Origin of the sequence: Pseudomonas mercuritolerans, assembly GCF_025706525.1 — a bacterium.
Classification (GTDB): domain Bacteria; phylum Pseudomonadota; class Gammaproteobacteria; order Pseudomonadales; family Pseudomonadaceae; genus Aquipseudomonas; species Aquipseudomonas mercuritolerans.
The window spans coordinates 1-16,163 of the sequence record NZ_JAMSHA010000006.1; the positions used below are offsets into that span (position 1 = coordinate 1).

The window sequence follows — 16,163 nt, forward strand, 5'->3', positions numbered from 1 at the left end:
TACAATCGGATCAGGCTGCACAGCCACAACGGATATCGGACTCCGGTAGCAATGGAAGCCTTGGCAGTATGAGAAATGACCTAAACCCTATAACCGTGTCCAGTATCGTTTGACCAGATCAACCGAGGTGTCTTGCGTCTTACATCGACCTGAAATACCGAGTCGATTATGGATTCAGCAAAGTACGTTCAGGTCGGCGTACTTCTACAGCATCCCCAATCAGTCCCCTCTCCCTCCGGGAGAGGGTTAGGGTGAGGGGCTTTTGATCTTGATCAGGCTCAACGAAAAAACGGCACATCCCCCAACACCGTCGCCCGCTGCATCACCCGCCGCGCCGGTCGGTAATCGTCCACCGCGTAATGCTGGGTCACGCGGTTATCCCAGAAGGCGATGTCGTCCTTCTGCCAACGCCAACGAATGGTAAATTCCGGTCGCGTCGCATGGGCGAACAGAAACTTCAGGAGCGCTTCGCTTTCGGTTTCCGACAGTTCGTTGATCTTCGCGGTAAACCCTTCATTGACGAACAGCGAGCGCCGTCCGCTCACCGGGTGCGTACGGATCACCGGGTGCGACAGCGGTGGATTCTTGCGCCGTGCTTCTTCCCACTGCGCCAGCGCTTCAGGCGTGTTGCCGTAGCGCTCGAGCGGAAACGATCGGGTGAAATCGTGGGTCGCTGTCAGCCCTTCAAGCAGGTTTTTCATCGGCGCCGACAACGCTTCATACGCCGCGATGCCGCTGGCCCACAGCGTGTCGCCACCAAACTCCGGTAGCAACTTGGCGCTGAGCACCGCGCCCATCGCCGGCGTCGGCAGAAAGGTTACGTCGGTGTGCCAGATCGCGTTGTCGCGCACGTCGGTGACGGCGGTATCGAGGATCAGCACTTCCGGTTGTTCCGGCACGTTCGGGTAGATCGGGTGAATGTGCAGGTCGCCGAAATAATGCGCGAAGCGTGCCTGCTGCGCCGGCTCGATCGGCTGGTTGCGGAAGAACAGCACTTGGTATTTAAGCAGCGACTGCTCGATCGCGTCGCGGTGTTCCAGGCTCAGCGGCTGGCTGATGTCGACGCCGCTGATCTGCGCGCCGAGGGCGGAGCTTAACGGGGTGATGTTGAGGGTGCTCATGGTCGTTCTCGTCGAATTCGGAGTGTCATGCTTTTGTGGGAGCGAGCCTGCTCGCGAATGCAGAGTGTCAGGCGACAGTGCAGTGACTGATCTGACGCTTTCGCGAGCAGGCTCGCTCCCACAGGGGAATTTTCACAAGGCGATTTAGTGCGCCTGGCCGTGCCACGGCACCAGTCTGCGCTGCAATGCGCGCAGGCCCATTTCCATGGCGAAGGCGATCAGGGCGATGACCAGAATCCCCAGCACCACCACATCGGTGACCAGAAACTGCGCGGCCGACTGCACCATGAAACCCAGGCCACTGGTGGCCGCGATCAGTTCAGCGGCGACCAGGGTCGACCAGCCGACGCCCAGACCAATGCGCACGCCGGTGAGAATGTCCGGCAGAGCGCTCGGCAAAACCACATGGCGAATCAACTGCGCGCGCGTCGCGCCCAATGACTGAGCGGCGCGCAGTTTTGCTGGATCAACCGTGCGCACGCCCGTCGCGGTGGCAATTGCAATCGGCGCGAAAATCGCCAGATAGATCAGTAGCACTTTCGACAACTCGCCGATCCCGCACCAGATCACGATCAGCGGCAGATACGCCAGCGGCGGGATCGGGCGGTAGAACTCGATCAGCGGATCGAGCACACCGCGGGCGATGCGGTTGGCACCGATGGCAATGCCCACCGGCACGGCGGTCAGGATGGCAAAAGCGAGACCCAGACCGATGCGGCCGAGACTGGCACCGAGGTGCTGCCACAAAGTCGAATCCATGTATCCGGAAGTCGCCAGCAACCAGCCCTTTTGCAGCACGGCGGAGGGGGGCGGCAGGAACAGCGGTTCGATCAGGCCGGTCGCGGTCACCGCCCACCAGATCGTCAACAGGCCGAACAGGGTCAGCAGGCTGATCCAGCGAGTGCTGAGGCTGCGGCGCACCGGGATTTTCACCGAAGGCGTTTTCACCGCCGCAGCGGAAACGTCGTAACTGCTCATGCGCGCTCCTGCCGGGGTACGGCGCTGCGTTGCGAGAAGACTTTGCTCAGCACGTGTTCGCGGGTTTCGATAAAGCGCGGATCGGATTTGATCGCGCGGGCCGATTCACCTGCGGCGTAACGCTGACCGAAATCCAATTGCAGGCGCTCAACGATCTGCCCTGGATTCGGCGCCAGCAGAATCAGGTCCGTGGCGAGGAACACCGCTTCTTCAATGTCGTGGGTAATCAGGAAAACCGGCTTGGCCGTGCGTTGCCAGACTTGCAGCAACAGCTCCTGCATCTGCTCGCGAGTGAATGCATCAAGCGCACCGAACGGCTCGTCCATCAGCAACACGCGCGGATCAGCGGCGAGGGCGCGAGCGAGGCCGACGCGTTGTTTCTGGCCACCGGACAATTGCCAGATGCGCCGGTCTTCGAAGCCGGCGAGATCGACCAGCGCGAGCATTTCACGGGCGATTTTTTCCCGCTGGTCCTTGCCGACACCGGCCAGTTCAAGGCCGAAGGCGACGTTGGCCAATACGTCCTGCCAAGGCAGCAAGGCGTCGTCCTGAAACACCACGCCACGTTCGGCGCTCGGGCCTTTGACCGGCACGCCGTCGAGGGTGATGCGCCCGGCACTCGGTTCGACGAAACCGGCAATCAGGTTCAACAGCGAAGTCTTGCCACTGCCGGACGGGCCGAGGGCGACCAGCAACTGCTGCGGCCCGAGGGTCAGAGAAATATCCGCCAGCACCGGCTCCGGGCTGCCCGGGTACTGTGCGCTGATGCGCTCCAGCTGTAGCAAGGCCATCGCTGTATCTCCCGATCAGTTAGTGATGTATTTGGCACTGACGTAAGGCGCGTAGTCCGGCAGCACGGCTTCGACCTTGCCTTGCTCCTTGAGGAACGCGGCGGTGTCGGTGATGGCTTTGGTGGTCGGCGCGCCGAGGTCACTGACCTGATCCGCCGCCAGCGGGTAGACGTTGCCCTGCAGCAGCAGCGGAATGTCGCTGGCCTTGGCACCGGAGAGCTTCACCAGTTTGTCGACGTTGGCTTGATCGGCGAGCCAGGCTTTCGGGTCTTTGCGGTAATCGGCGTAGGCGTCGAGGGTGACCTTGGCGAACGCGGTGACGATTTCCGGGTGCTTCTCGGCGAAGTCTTTGCGCACGATCCACGCATCGAAGGTCGGCGCGCCGAACTTGGCCAGTTCGCCGGAGGTGATCAGCACTTTGCCGTTTTCCTTGGCCACGCCCAGCGCCGGGTCCCACACGTAAGTGGCGTCGATGTCACCGCGTTTCCACGCGGCAATGATCGCTGGCGGCGCGAGGTTGAGCACGGTGACTTTCGACGGATCAATGTTCCAGTGCTTGAGCGCGGCGAGCAGGCTGTAGTGCCCGGTGGACACAAACGGCACGGCGATTTTCTTGCCGATCAGATCCTGCGGGGTCTTGATGCCGGAGCCGTCACGGGCGACCAGTGCTTCGGCGGCGCCGATCTGAGTGGCGATGAGGAAAGTTTCGACCGGGACTTTGCGGGTGATCGCGGCGGTCAGCGGACTTGAACCGAGGTAGCCGATCTGCACATCGCCGGAAGCGATAGCGGCAATGATGTCGGCACCGTTATCGAATTTGCGCCAGCTGATGTCGGCCTTGGTGGCTTTCTCGTAGGCGCCGTCGGCCTGAGCGACTTTGGCCGGGTCGACGGTGGTCTGGTAGGCGACGGTGAGATCGGCCGCCTGGGCCAGAAAGCTTGCAGCGGCCAGTGAGGCGGCGGCGAGCAGGCGAAGCGGGAAATTCAGTTTCAATTGAAAGCTCCAGATCAGGCGACCGAATGTCGGCATGAGTGGAGACTAAATGATCTAAGAATCCCGAAATAAATAACTTTTTCGAATGAGCTTATGAGCGGAAAAATCTAAGGATAGGAGAGGGTGTGGGGATTTCGGATGATTCGGTCGACGTCAGAACTTTGCCCGCTCACCCCAGCCCTCTCCCCCAAGGGGGCGAGGGGGAAAGGGAGCTGATCTTCATGCTTTTCAAGGCCTGAGTTCGGCCCGGTATTTCAGGTCGGTGTAGCTCGCAAGAACAACGCGGTCAGTCCCCTCTCCCTTTGGGAGAGGGTTAGGGTGAGGGGCTTTTAATTGCTGATGGCGAGAATACTCGCCTGATACGCGCCGACAAACACATCGAAATCGCCGACTTCGTTCTGCTCAAGCTCGGTCTGCTGCGCCAGCGATGCGCGCGCCAGTTGTTCAAACTTCGCTTGCTCGTCAGCCGCCAACGGCTCGCTGCGGAAGAACTCGGCGTGGGTCTGACTCTGGCGCAGGGAGAACTGCGCAAAGCTTTCCTTGTGCTCGGCCATGGCGGCCAGCACCTGCGCCGATGGCGTCAGCGACGGGTCGTTGACCTTGGCCAGTTGCGCATCCAGCGCCTTGCTGTGGGCATCGCCGCCAACGCTCTGATCGAGCATCGCCGCCAGCGGAGCAATCTGCTCGAGCAGTTCGGCCGCCCACTGCTTCATCTCGACCGGCTCACCGTCACGCTGCAATTGCAGGCCCGGACGGCGACCTTCCTTGACCACGCTGAGGAAGTTCGAGGTGGCGTTGCCGCACGAAGTGTTGGTGAGCAGCGGGCTGTCGTTCAGCGCGCAGTACAGCAGGAAGGCGTCGATGAAGCGCGATTCGGTGAGGTCGATGCCCATTGGCAGGAACGGGTTGATGTCCAGGCAGCGCACTTCGACGTACTGGATGCCGCGCGCCATCAGCGCCTGGATCGGCCGCTCGCCGGTGTAGGTCACGCGTTTCGGGCGGATGTTGGAGTAGTACTCGTTTTCGATCTGCAGGATGTTGGTGTTGAGCTGCACCCACTCACCATCCTTGTGCGTACCGACTTCAACATACGGCGCATAGGGCGTGGCCACGGCTTCGCGCAGGCTGTCGGTGTAGCTCGCCAGATCGTTGTAGCACGGTGTCAGGCCGGCCTGGGCGTTGCTCTGATAACCGAGATCGCTCATGCGCAGGCTGGTCGCGTATGGCAGATACAGCGTGTCCGGGTCGAGCTGCTCGAGCTGATGCGAACGCCCGCGCAGGAAGCCGGCGTCCAGCGCTGGCGAGGCACCGAACAGGTACATCAGCAGCCAGCTGTAGCGACGGAAGTTGCGGATCAGCGCGATGTAGGACACCGACTGGAAATCGCGATCGGTGCCGACGAAACCTTCGACCTCGCGCAGCAATGGCCAGAGCTGTTCCGGCAGGGAAAAGTTGTAGTGAATACCGGCAATGCACTGCATGGTCTTGCCGTAACGCAGGGCCAGGCCCTTGCGATAGACGTATTTGAGCTGACCGATGTTGGAGGTGCCGTAATAGGCAATCGGGATGTCTTCCTCGGCCGGCAACGGGCACGGCATCGATGGACTCCACAGGTACTCGTTGCCGAGTTTGCTGTAGGCAAAACGATGAATCTTGTCCAGGCTTGCCAGCGTGTCGGCAGGATCCGGCAGGGCGGGGGTGATGAATTCCAGCAGCGACTCGGAGTAGTCGGTGGTGATCTGTTCGTTGGTCAGCGCGGAACCCAGGGCTTCGGGGTGCGGCGTTTGCGCCAGACGACCTTCACTGGTCACGCGCAGGCATTCACGTTCGATACCGTGCAGGCACTGCTTGAGCAGAGAGAGGTTAGCGCGCTCGCCAAGCAGAGCCAGGCGGCGGTTGAGAAGTTCGCTCAATTTGGATTCCTTCACGCGTCAGTCGCCCCAATATGGGGGTGGGCAGGACGGTCTACAAGGGTGAAGTTGAAACTGGCGTTATCGCCTGGTTTTTCGGGCCTGTCAGCCCCCGTTGAATCGCCAACTTCATTCCCTGAATCTGGCGGATGCACGCGAACTGTGGGAGCGAGCTTGCTCGCGAAGGCGGAGTGTCAGGCGACTTGAGGCTGACTGAAATGCCCTCTTCGCGAGCAAGCTCGCTCCCACAGAAAAGCTCGACGCTGCGGTCACAGCGCCGAAATTAACTCAAAATGATGAGCAACATCTACAGGACAGCGAAGGTGCCTTGCGCTTTTGCGACCAGTTTGTCGCCCTGCATCACCTCGGCTTCGACCACCAGCGTGCGCCGGCCCGGGTGGATCACCCGCGCCGTGCACAGCACCTCGCCGTCGGAAACGGCGCGGATGTAGTTGATCTTGCATTCGATGGTCGCACTCTGCTGATCGAAGCCATGGCTGCTGGAGCAGGCCAGGCCCATGGCAATGTCGACCAGACTGAACAGCGCGCCGCCGTGCAGTTTGCCGCCGCGGTTGCGCAGCTCGGGCTCAAGCGCCAGGGCGACTTGCGCCACCCCGGTTTCGAGGCTGTGCAGGCGGCAGCCCAACAGCTTGAAAAACGCGCTCTCGACGAGCCCGGCCGGCATGTCCATCAGCGTTTCTTCAACTGTTTGGCGTTGGCGAACAGCGAGGCCATCGCGTTGTTCACCGGCGCGGCGGTAGCGGTTTCCTTGCGCGGCGCGTTGCCCGAAGACTGGCGCGGTGCCGAGCCCGGACGCGAGCCACGGGCGCCGTCGATTTTCTCGCCCGGGGTGTCGCCCATGCGCATCGACAGGCCGACGCGTTTGCGCGGAATGTCGACTTCCATGACCTTCACTTTCACCACGTCACCGGCCTTGACCGCTTCGCGTGGGTCCTTGATGAACTTCTCCGACAGCGCCGAAATGTGCACCAGACCGTCCTGATGCACGCCGATGTCGACGAACGCACCGAACGCCGTAACGTTGGTGACGACGCCTTCAAGGATCATCCCCAGTTGCAGGTCCTTGAGGTCCTCGACGCCTTCCTGGAATTCGGCAGTCTTGAACTCCGGACGTGGATCGCGACCGGGTTTTTCCAGTTCTTGCAGGATGTCGGTGACGGTCGGCAGACCGAAGGTTTCGTCGGTGAACTTCTTCGGATCCAAGCGCTTGAGGAACGCGGCATCGCCGATCAGCGAGCGGATGTCGCGGTCGGTTTCAGCGGCAATGCGCTGCACCAGCGGATAGGCTTCCGGGTGCACCGCCGAGGAATCCAGCGGGTTGTCGCCGTTCATCACGCGCAAGAAGCCGGCGGCCTGTTCGAAGGTTTTCTCGCCCAGTCGCGCAACTTTCTTCAGTGCTGCACGAGTCTTGAACGCGCCGTGTTCGTCACGGTGAGCGACGATGTTTTGCGCCAGCGTTGCGTTGAGGCCGGAGATCCGCGCCAGCAAGGCCACGGAGGCAGTGTTCACATCCACGCCCACGGCGTTCACGCAGTCCTCGACCACGGCATCCAGACCGCGCGCCAGTTTCAGCTGCGAGACGTCGTGCTGGTACTGGCCGACGCCGATGGATTTCGGATCGATCTTCACCAGCTCGGCCAGCGGATCCTGCAGGCGACGGGCGATCGATACGGCGCCACGGATCGACACGTCCAGATCCGGGAATTCCTTGGCCGCCAGTTCCGAGGCCGAGTACACCGAGGCGCCGGCTTCGGACACCATGACCTTGGTCATTTTCATCGCTGGATATTTTTTGATCAGTTCGATCGCCAGCTTGTCGGTCTCACGGCTGGCAGTACCGTTGCCGATGGCGATCAGGTCCACCGAATGCTTGGCGCATAGAGCGGCGAGGATGGCGATGGTCTGATCCCATTTGTTGTGCGGCACGTGCGGGTAAACCGTGGCGTGGTCGAGCAGCTTGCCGGTGGAGTCGACCACGGCCACCTTGCAGCCAGTACGCAGGCCCGGGTCGAGGCCCAGGGTCGCGCGCGGGCCGGCCGGAGCGGCCAGCAGCAGGTCGTGCAGGTTGTGCGCGAACACGTTGATTGCTTCGGTTTCGGCGCCATCGCGCAACTCGCCGAGCAGGTCGGTTTCCAGGTGGGTGTAGAGCTTGACCTTCCAGGTCCAGCGCACCACTTCACCGAGCCATTTGTCCGCCGGGCGGTTCTGGTTCTGGATGCCGAACTGCTGAGCGATCATGCCTTCGCACGGGTGCATGGTGCCGGGCAGCTCATCGCCGACTTTCAGCGCGGAGCTGAGAATGCCTTCGTTGCGGCCACGGAAAATGGCGAGGGCGCGGTGCGACGGCATGCTTTTCAGCGGCTCATCGTGTTCGAAGTAATCGCGGAACTTGGCGCCTTCCTCTTCCTTGCCAGCGATGACGCGGGCACTGAGGATCGCTTCCTGTTTGAGGAAATTACGCAGCTTTTCCAGCAGGCTGGCGTCTTCGGCGAAGCGCTCCATGAGGATGTACTTGGAGCCTTCCAACGCAGCCTTCACATCGGCCACGCCTTTTTCGGCGTCGACGAAGCGCGCGGCTTCGGTCTCCGGCGACAGGTTCGGGTCGTTGAACAAGCCGTCGGCCAGTTCGCCAAGGCCGGCTTCGAGGGCGATCTGGCCCTTGGTCCGGCGCTTCTGCTTGTACGGCAGGTACAAGTCTTCGAGACGGGTTTTGGTGTCGGCGAGCTTGATGTCGCGCTCGAGGGCAGGGGTGAGTTTGCCTTGCTCCTCGATGCTGGCGAGGATGCTGATGCGCCGTTCGTCGAGTTCTCGCAGGTAGCGCAGGCGCTCTTCCAGATGACGCAACTGGGTGTCATCGAGGCTGCCGGTGACTTCTTTCCGGTAACGGGCGATGAAGGGGACGGTAGAACCTTCATCGAGTAGCGCGACGGCCGCTTCGACCTGTTGTGGGCGTACGCCGAGTTCCTCGGCAATGCGGCTGTTGATGCTGTCCATAAAACCACCTGACATAGTTTGAAAGCAGGCTCACAGGCGCGCAGATAAAGGCCTGGAGGCTGATTGAGCGGCTGGAAAATTGCCGCTGCCTGGATCAAGAGGCTGCCCATTGACCCGTGAAATCGAACAGTTGCTGCACAGGGCCGGAAAAAATACCGGCCACTTACGGTAACGATTCAGACGTTGCCTGGCGCAAAACGCCGCGCATTATAACCAGCGTTCTGTCATTCGGGGGCGTCGCAGCCTGTAGGCATAAACCCCGGTTTTCTGGCAGTGAAGGAAAAATCTGCTAACAATGCACACGGTGCGTATAACGGCAGCTACGCCATAATGCGCGCCGAGCTAAAAGGAGCATCCAATGAGCAGCACTGCACAAACGGCTGAAGGCGAAAAAATTCTAATCGTTGATGACGATCCGGGGCTGAGCAGCCTGCTGGAGCGTTTCTTCGTCAGCAAGGGCTACCGTGCCCGTACCGTTCCGAACACCGAGCAGATGGACCGTCTGCTGGCGCGTGAAGTGTTCAATCTGGTCGTCCTCGACCTGATGCTGCCGGGCGAAGACGGCCTGACCGCTTGCCGCCGCCTGCGTGGCGCGAACAACCAGATTCCGATCATCATGCTCACCGCCAAGGGCGATGAGCTGAGCCGTATCAAGGGCCTTGAACTGGGCGCCGACGATTACCTGGCCAAGCCGTTCAACCCGGACGAGCTGATGGCGCGGGTCAAAGCGGTATTGCGCCGTCAGGCCGCACCGGTACCGGGCGCACCGGGCAGCGAAGACGAAAACGTCACGTTCGGAGATTACGTGTTGTCGCTGGCGACCCGCGAGCTCAAGCGCGGCGACGAAGTGCACATGCTCACCACCGGTGAGTTCGCGGTACTCAAGGCGTTGGTGATGAACGCGCGTCAGCCACTGACCCGCGACAAACTGATGAACCTGGCCCGTGGTCGCGAATGGGATGCGCTGGAGCGCTCCATCGACGTGCAGATCTCGCGTCTGCGCCGGATGATCGAACCCGATCCGTCGAAACCGCGCTACATCCAGACCGTCTGGGGCGTGGGTTACGTGTTCGTACCGGATGGCACCGCCACCAAGTGATCGGTGATTTGTAGGAGCGGGTCTGCAAGGCTCTGGTCGCACGGCCATTGCCACAGACTCGCAATCCGCAATATGCGAGCATTGCTCGCTCCTGCAAGTGTGTAGCGGTTAAAGATGAAAACCCCCGTCTGGTTCCCCCAAAGTTTTTTCTCCCGCACCCTCTGGCTGGTGCTGATCGTCGTGCTGTTTTCCAAGGCGCTGACCCTGGTTTATCTGTTGATGAACGAGGACGTGCTGGTGGATCGCCAATACAGCCATGGTGTCGCTCTGACGCTACGTGCCTATTGGGCCGCCGATGAAGAAAACCGCGCAAAAATTGCCGATGCTGCGACCCTGATTCGTGTGGTCGGCGCCGGTGTGCCGGAAGGCGAGCAGCACTGGCCGTACAGCGAAATCTACCAACGTCAGATGCAGGCGGAACTGGGTGCCGACACCGAGGTGCGTTTGCGCATGCATTCGCCGCCGGCACTGTGGGTGAGGGCACCGAGCCTGGGCGATGGCTGGCTCAAAGTGCCGTTGTATCCACATCCGTTGCGCGGGCAGAAGATCTGGAACGTGCTCGGCTGGTTCCTCGCCATCGGCCTGTTGTCCACAGCGTCGGCATGGATTTTCGTCAGCCAGCTCAACCAGCCGTTGAAGCGCCTGGTCTATGCCGCGCGGCAACTTGGCCAAGGCCGCAGCGTGCGCCTGCCGATCAGCGACACACCCAGCGAAATGACCGAGGTTTATCGCGCCTTCAACCAGATGGCCGAGGACGTTGAACAGGCCGGACGCGAGCGCGAGCTGATGCTGGCCGGGGTTTCCCACGACTTGCGCACACCGCTGACGCGCTTGCGCCTGTCGCTGGAACTGATGGGCGATCACACCGACCTTACCGACGACATGGTCCGCGACATCGAGGACATGGACGCGATTCTCGACCAGTTCCTCGCGTTCATCCGTGACGGTCGCGACGAGTCGGTGGAAGAAGTCGACCTCAGCGATCTGGTGCGCGAAGTCGCCGCGCCGTACAACCAGAACGAAGAGAAAGTGCGCCTGCGCCTGGAACCGATCCAGCCGTTTCCGCTGCGTCGAGTGTCGATGAAACGCCTGCTCAACAACCTGATCGGCAACGCCTTGAACCATGCCGGCACCGGTGTTGAAGTGGCGGCTTATGTGTCCGGCGATACCAGCGCGCCGTATGTGGTCCTGAGCGTGATGGACCGTGGCGCGGGGATTGATCCGTCCGAGCTTGAGGCAATCTTCAACCCGTTTACCCGAGGTGATCGGGCACGGGGCGGCAAAGGCACCGGGCTGGGGCTGGCGATCGTCAAACGGATTGCGGCGATGCATGGCGGCAATGTCGAATTGCGTAACCGGTCCGGGGGTGGACTTGAGGCCCGCGTGAGATTGCCGCTGGGGTTGATGTTGCCCCGAGATGCGGTTTAGAAGCAGCTGCAAGCTGCAAGCTGCAAGCTGCAAGCTGCAAGCTGCAAGCTACAAGCAAGAGCGCTTTTCACTTGCCGCTTGAAGCTTGCCGCTAGCAGCTGCTTCTCTACCCCTTGCCCTTGGTGCGGGTCATATTTGGCCCGCCATTCTTTTCAAGATGCTCGATGATGATCCCGGCGACATTCTTGCCAGTGGTGGTCTCGATGCCTTCCAGTCCCGGCGACGAGTTCACTTCCATCACCAGCGGCCCGTGATTGGAACGCAGGATATCCACACCCGCCACTGCCAGCCCCATGACCTTGGCAGCGCGTAACGCGGTCATGCGTTCTTCCGGGGTGATCTTGATCAGGCTGGCGCTGCCGCCGCGATGCAGGTTGGAACGAAATTCTCCCGGTTTGGCCTGGCGCTTCATTGCCGCGATCACCTTGTCGCCGACCACGAAGCAGCGGATATCCGCGCCGCCGGCTTCCTTGATGTATTCCTGGACCATGATGTTCTGCTTCAAGCCCATGAACGCTTCGATCACCGACTCTGCCGCCGTCGCGGTTTCGCACAGCACCACGCCAATGCCCTGGGTGCCTTCGAGCACTTTGATCACCAGCGGTGCGCCGTTGACCATGGCGATCAGGTCGGGAATGTCGTCCGGCGAGTGGGCAAAACCGGTGACCGGCAGACCGATTCCGCGTCGCGACAGCAGCTGCAGCGAACGCAATTTGTCCCGCGAGCGGGCAATGGCCACCGACTCGTTGAGCGGGAACACGCCCATCATTTCGAACTGACGCAACACCGCGCAGCCGTAGAACGTCACCGACGCGCCGATCCGCGGGATCACCGCGTCGAAACCTTCCAGCGGTTTGCCGCGGTAGTGGATCTGCGGCTTGTGGCTGGCGATGTTCATGTAGGCGCGCAAGGTGTCGATCACTACCATTTCATGCCCGCGCTCGATTCCGGCTTCGACCAGACGGCGGGTGGAATACAGACGCGGATTACGCGACAGCACAGCGATCTTCATGCAACACCTGTGGAGGAGGTAGATACCGGGAACACCGGCTTGTCTTGTACATACTTGATGCCCGGATTGACCACCAACTGGCCATCGATCAGGGCTTTGGAACCGAGCAACAGGCGATAGCGCATGGACTTGCGGCAGGCCAGGGTGAACTCCACCGGCCAGACCCGATCACCCAGGGCCAGCGTGGTGCTGATCACGTAGCGCACCTGCGCATGGCCGTTGGAGCTTTTGATGGTTTTGCGTGTGACCAGCGGGGCTTCGCAGCGCCGGTGACGCAACTGCACCACCGTGCCGAGATGCGCAGTAAAGCGCACCCATTTCTCGCCGTCGCGTTCGAACGGTTCGATATCTGTGGCGTGCAAACTGGAGGTGCTGGCGCCGGTGTCGATTTTGGCGCGCAGGCCCGCGACTCCCAGGCCCGGGAGCGCCACCCACTCGCGCAGACCGACAACGGTCAAATGATCAAATGTCTTCAAGGAAAAAAACCAAGGGTTAACGCTTCCAGGCCTCGTCCGGCACCTGGGCCAACGCTTTGAATGCAGGTCTGGCGAACCAGTAGCCCTGCATCAGAAATATTCCACAGTCCGCGAGGAAATCCCGTTCCCCGGCGCTTTCTATGCCTTCGGCAATGACTGTAACGTCCAACTCCGCACACATTGTGACAATCCCCCGCACGATCACCTGACGGACACGGTCCTGGTCAACATCGCGGATCAGCGCCATGTCGAGTTTGATCAGGTCCGGTTGGAAATCAGCCAGCAGATTGAGCCCCGAATAGCCGGCACCGAAATCGTCGATGGCGGTCTTGAAGCCGAATTCGCGGTATTCACGCAGAATATTGGTCAAATGGCGATAATTATCTACGTGCTCGATTTCCAGGGTTTCGAAAATCAGTCGGTCGATCGGAAAGTTGTGTTTTCGTGCGGCCTCCAGTGTGCTGCGGATGCATAGCTCTGGACGGTAGACGGCGTTGGGCAAAAAGTTGATCGACAAGTGTGTCTGCATATTAAGACTGGCCGCACCTTCGATGGCGCGAGTCCGGCAGAGCTGGTCGAAGCGGTAGCGGTTGTCTTCTGTAACCTGATTTAACACGGACAGCGCACCCTCACCGGCCACGCCGCGCACCAGCGCTTCGTGGGCGAATACCGATTGGTCGCGCAGGTCGACAATTGGCTGATAGGCGAAGGCAAAATCGAAGTCCAGCGGCTCGCTCTGCTGACAGCCCTGGCAACCGCCCTTGGGTGAGGTCAATGAAGTCGGAAATTTTGTCACTCGGTCACTCCAGGCCGGTCAGGCGGCGAAGATCACAGTCTATCTGGTGGGCCGGGTTCTTGCGCCCGACAGAAACGGTAGTACAGTTCCGACTACTGGCTGAGCGAGGAATTCATATGGGACAGAAGCAGGAGGAGGACGACAAGGTCCGTCTCGATAAGTGGTTATGGGCGGCGCGTTTCTATAAGACCCGGGCCTTGGCCAAAGCGGCGATTGAAAGTGGCAAGGTGCACTGTCGCGGCGAACGCTGCAAACCGGGCAAGGAGCCGCGCATTGGCGATGAGTTCGAGATTCGCACCGGCTTCGAAGTGCGTACGGTGAGGGTGGAAGCTTTGTCGATCGTGCGTCGTGGCGCGCCCGAGGCGCAGACCTTGTATGCGGAGACCGAAGCGAGTATCGCCAAGCGTGAAGCGGCTGCGGCAATGCGCAAGGCGGGGTCGTTGGGCGTGAGCACCGATGGCAAGCCGAGCAAGAAGCAGCGGCGCGATTTGTTCAAATTTCGCGGTAGCAACGACGAGTAAAAAGATCGCAGCCTGCGGCAGGTCCTACAGTTGGAATGCGATCCCTGTAGGAGCTGCCGAAGGCTGCGATCTTTTCGAGGCTCCACCATTTACCGGGCGGAAATTACACTCATCCGCGACACCATCGGCAGCTTGCCCAGCAACGCGAAAATCGGCGCGGTCAGCTTCAACCAGAGGTTCGACGCGTGATAGGCAAACGGCGTGTAGTAACCCCAGCCCAACGCCCACACCGCCAGCAGCAAGCCGCCGATGTAGTCGTCCTGACCCCAATGCGCGCCAGCCACCAGGCGCGGCATCATGAACAGCACTGCCAGACCCCAGACCGTCAAGAACTGCCCGATCGTGCGACTGAAGACGCCCATGAACAGAGCCCAGATCAACAGCACCGAAGCATGATCACCGGGGAAGCTCTGGCCCGAACGGTCCTTCAGCTCCCAGGTTTTTTCCAGGTGCGGAAAGTAATCGCTGATGTGCACGGCGCCCTCAAGCACCATTGACGGGCTGCTGTGCTGCCAGCCCATGTGATCGGCAAATTTGGAAAACAGCGCGCGGATCAACACCATCAGTAACAGTATCGAGAAAAAACCGAAGAACGCGCGACGCACGTCGATCGCCCTGAAGACCCAGTCGCCCTTGATCAGCAGCGTCAACAGAATCAGTCCGACGACGATGTCGAACGGGCGCAGACTTGCAATTGCCCAGATGTGGAGCCATATCGGGTTGCTGGCCAGCGGTGCATTCAGCGAGCGGAACAGCCACTCGTCGAAAATCACACACAGCATCTGACCCGTAGGCCATAACCAGAAAGCCAGTAGCGCCAACGGCATTACGTTACACAGAACCAGCCGGCCGAGGTTCCACCTTGATTGGAACAAACCCGGATTGTTCATAAAATGCCTCCCATGGCGAAAAAGCGCCGGCCACAAAAAAAGTGCCAGCAAGCGCAAATTTTCACGTTTTGTAACCATTTTGTCATCACATTCAGATACCCAGACCTATGACCGACTTAGCGGATACCGATTTCACTCAACGCTTCATCTTCGATGACAGCGACACTCGCGGCGAACTGGTAGCGCTGGAGCGCAGCTACGCCGAAGTCCTCGCCAAACACCCGTACCCGGAGCCGGTCGCGCAGTTGCTCGGCGAGTTGATGGCGGCTGCCTCGTTGCTGGTTGGCACCCTGAAGTTCGATGGCTTGCTGATCTTGCAGGCACGCTCGGAAGGGCCGATCCCATTGCTGATGATCGAATGCTCCAGCGAGCGTGAGATCCGTGGCTTGGCGCGTTACGACGCCGAGCAGATCGCCGCAGACGCCACCCTCAGCGATCTGATGCCGAACGGCGTTCTGGCCCTCACCGTCGATCCGACCGTTGGCCAGCGCTATCAGGGCATTGTCGATCTCGACGGCGAAACACTGTCCGATTGCTTCACCAACTATTTCGTCATGTCGCAGCAAGTCGGCACGCGCTTCAAGCTGTTCGCCGACGGCCGTCGCGCACGTGGCATGTTGCTGCAACAACTCCCCGCCGATCGCCTGAAAGATGAAGAAGATCGCGCCGCCAGCTGGCAGCACATCACCGCGCTGGCCGGCACTCTGGGCGCCGATGAGCTGCTGAGCCTGGACAACGAAACCGTGCTGCACCGCCTCTATCACGAGGAGCAGGTGCGCCTGTTCGATGTGCAGCATCTGCGCTTCAGTTGCAGCTGCTCTCGGGAACGCTCCGGCAATGCGCTGGTCAGTCTTGGGCTGGAAGATGCGCTGGCGCTGGCAGCCGAGCAGGGCGGAAAAGTCGAGATTGATTGCCAGTTCTGCAATCAGCAGTACCTGTTCGACGCGGCTGATATCGCTCAACTGTTCGCTGGCGCGGGCGTCGATACGCCGTCAGATACCCGTCACTAAAACGGTTCAGCGCAGGTAAATTCACTGCGCAATGACGGAATATCGCCGTTACGACGGGAGGACCCTACTCTTTTTGGGCTTTTCTGGCATAATCCGGCCCACTTTTTTCGCGGTAGTAGTGCA

At 60.6% G+C, this 16,163-nt stretch carries 15 protein-coding genes; 4 read left to right on the plus strand and 11 right to left on the minus strand.

Annotation, left to right across the window (positions count from 1 at the left end; genetic code table 11):
• Window positions 1-278 precede the first annotated feature (278 nt).
• The 7 genes from tauD to ND528_RS17450 all read right to left on the minus strand — a co-directional run bounded on the left by tauD (window position 279) and on the right by ND528_RS17450 (window position 8,808).
• Window positions 279-1,121 (minus strand): taurine dioxygenase, encoded by an 843-nt coding sequence (gene tauD / locus ND528_RS17420; RefSeq protein ID WP_263470796.1) that lies wholly within the window; start codon window positions 1,119-1,121, stop codon window positions 279-281.
• A 144-nt stretch (window positions 1,122-1,265) separates the two neighbouring features.
• Window positions 1,266-2,099, minus strand: coding sequence for a taurine ABC transporter permease TauC (gene tauC, locus ND528_RS17425; RefSeq protein WP_263470797.1), 834 nt, complete (start codon window positions 2,097-2,099; stop codon window positions 1,266-1,268).
• A complete protein-coding gene (tauB, locus tag ND528_RS17430) occupies window positions 2,096-2,890 on the minus strand; it encodes a taurine ABC transporter ATP-binding subunit (RefSeq protein WP_130910261.1) in 795 nt (264 codons plus the stop codon). The genes tauC and tauB overlap by 4 nt, the downstream gene beginning before the upstream one ends.
• Before the next feature lie 15 nt (window positions 2,891-2,905).
• Complete coding sequence (gene tauA, locus ND528_RS17435; RefSeq protein ID WP_130910262.1) at window positions 2,906-3,883, minus strand: taurine ABC transporter substrate-binding protein; 978 nt, start codon at window positions 3,881-3,883, stop codon at window positions 2,906-2,908.
• Between the two features lie 329 nt (window positions 3,884-4,212).
• Window positions 4,213-5,796, minus strand: coding sequence for a glutamate--cysteine ligase (gshA, locus tag ND528_RS17440; protein ID WP_212615048.1), 1,584 nt, complete (start codon window positions 5,794-5,796; stop codon window positions 4,213-4,215).
• A gap of 304 nt (window positions 5,797-6,100) precedes the next feature.
• Window positions 6,101-6,484, minus strand: a complete 384-nt coding sequence (locus ND528_RS17445; RefSeq protein ID WP_024011182.1) for a PaaI family thioesterase — start codon at window positions 6,482-6,484, stop codon at window positions 6,101-6,103.
• Window positions 6,484-8,808, minus strand: a complete 2,325-nt coding sequence (locus ND528_RS17450) for a Tex family protein (protein ID WP_263470798.1) — start codon at window positions 8,806-8,808, stop codon at window positions 6,484-6,486. Before ND528_RS17450 ends, ND528_RS17445 begins: the two co-directional genes overlap by 1 nt.
• A gap of 358 nt (window positions 8,809-9,166) precedes the next feature.
• Between ND528_RS17450 and ompR the strand changes: the two genes are divergently transcribed.
• Window positions 9,167-9,907 (plus strand): osmolarity response regulator transcription factor OmpR, encoded by a 741-nt coding sequence (gene ompR / locus ND528_RS17455; protein ID WP_039756430.1) that lies wholly within the window; start codon window positions 9,167-9,169, stop codon window positions 9,905-9,907.
• A gap of 114 nt (window positions 9,908-10,021) precedes the next feature.
• Window positions 10,022-11,335, plus strand: a complete 1,314-nt coding sequence (locus ND528_RS17460) for an ATP-binding protein (RefSeq protein ID WP_016770645.1) — start codon at window positions 10,022-10,024, stop codon at window positions 11,333-11,335.
• A 106-nt stretch (window positions 11,336-11,441) separates the two neighbouring features.
• On the opposite strand, the gene rimK is transcribed toward ND528_RS17460, so the two are convergent.
• The 3 genes from rimK to rimA are packed head-to-tail and all read right to left on the minus strand — an operon-like array spanning window position 11,442 to window position 13,619.
• A complete protein-coding gene (gene rimK / locus ND528_RS17465; protein WP_024011184.1) occupies window positions 11,442-12,347 on the minus strand; it encodes a 30S ribosomal protein S6--L-glutamate ligase in 906 nt (301 codons plus the stop codon).
• On the minus strand, window positions 12,344-12,823 hold the full coding sequence (rimB, locus tag ND528_RS17470) for a retropepsin-like aspartic endopeptidase RimB (protein WP_016772184.1): 480 nt from the start codon (window positions 12,821-12,823) through the stop codon (window positions 12,344-12,346). Before rimB ends, rimK begins: the two co-directional genes overlap by 4 nt.
• Before the next feature lie 16 nt (window positions 12,824-12,839).
• Window positions 12,840-13,619, minus strand: a complete 780-nt coding sequence (rimA, locus tag ND528_RS17475; RefSeq protein ID WP_122881279.1) for a S6 modification regulatory phosphodiesterase RimA — start codon at window positions 13,617-13,619, stop codon at window positions 12,840-12,842.
• Between the two features lie 116 nt (window positions 13,620-13,735).
• On the opposite strand from rimA, the gene ND528_RS17480 reads away from it, so the two are divergent.
• Window positions 13,736-14,140, plus strand: a complete 405-nt coding sequence (locus tag ND528_RS17480) for an RNA-binding S4 domain-containing protein (RefSeq protein WP_122698817.1) — start codon at window positions 13,736-13,738, stop codon at window positions 14,138-14,140.
• An 89-nt stretch (window positions 14,141-14,229) separates the two neighbouring features.
• On the opposite strand, the gene ND528_RS17485 is transcribed toward ND528_RS17480, so the two are convergent.
• Window positions 14,230-15,030: a phosphatase PAP2 family protein gene (locus ND528_RS17485; RefSeq protein WP_263470799.1), complete on the minus strand. Its 801-nt coding sequence runs from the start codon at window positions 15,028-15,030 to the stop codon at window positions 14,230-14,232.
• A gap of 107 nt (window positions 15,031-15,137) precedes the next feature.
• On the opposite strand from ND528_RS17485, the gene hslO reads away from it, so the two are divergent.
• A complete protein-coding gene (gene hslO, locus ND528_RS17490; protein WP_212615050.1) occupies window positions 15,138-16,040 on the plus strand; it encodes an Hsp33 family molecular chaperone HslO in 903 nt (300 codons plus the stop codon).
• Window positions 16,041-16,163: the final 123 nt, after the last annotated feature.

Coding starts and splice junctions, on each gene's coding strand:
- tauD (WP_263470796.1), bottom strand. CDS start 1,121: ATGAGCACCCTCAACATCACCCCGTTAAGCTCCGCCCTCGGCGCGCAG.
- tauC (WP_263470797.1), bottom strand. CDS start 2,099: ATGAGCAGTTACGACGTTTCCGCTGCGGCGGTGAAAACGCCTTCGGTG.
- tauB (WP_130910261.1), bottom strand. CDS start 2,890: ATGGCCTTGCTACAGCTGGAGCGCATCAGCGCACAGTACCCGGGCAGC.
- ND528_RS17445 (WP_024011182.1), bottom strand. CDS start 6,484: ATGGACATGCCGGCCGGGCTCGTCGAGAGCGCGTTTTTCAAGCTGTTG.
- ND528_RS17450 (WP_263470798.1), bottom strand. CDS start 8,808: ATGGACAGCATCAACAGCCGCATTGCCGAGGAACTCGGCGTACGCCCA.
- ompR (WP_039756430.1), top strand. CDS start 9,167: ATGAGCAGCACTGCACAAACGGCTGAAGGCGAAAAAATTCTAATCGTT.
- ND528_RS17460 (WP_016770645.1), top strand. CDS start 10,022: ATGAAAACCCCCGTCTGGTTCCCCCAAAGTTTTTTCTCCCGCACCCTC.
- rimK (WP_024011184.1), bottom strand. CDS start 12,347: ATGAAGATCGCTGTGCTGTCGCGTAATCCGCGTCTGTATTCCACCCGC.
- ND528_RS17480 (WP_122698817.1), top strand. CDS start 13,736: ATGGGACAGAAGCAGGAGGAGGACGACAAGGTCCGTCTCGATAAGTGG.
- ND528_RS17485 (WP_263470799.1), bottom strand. CDS start 15,030: ATGAACAATCCGGGTTTGTTCCAATCAAGGTGGAACCTCGGCCGGCTG.
- hslO (WP_212615050.1), top strand. CDS start 15,138: ATGACCGACTTAGCGGATACCGATTTCACTCAACGCTTCATCTTCGAT.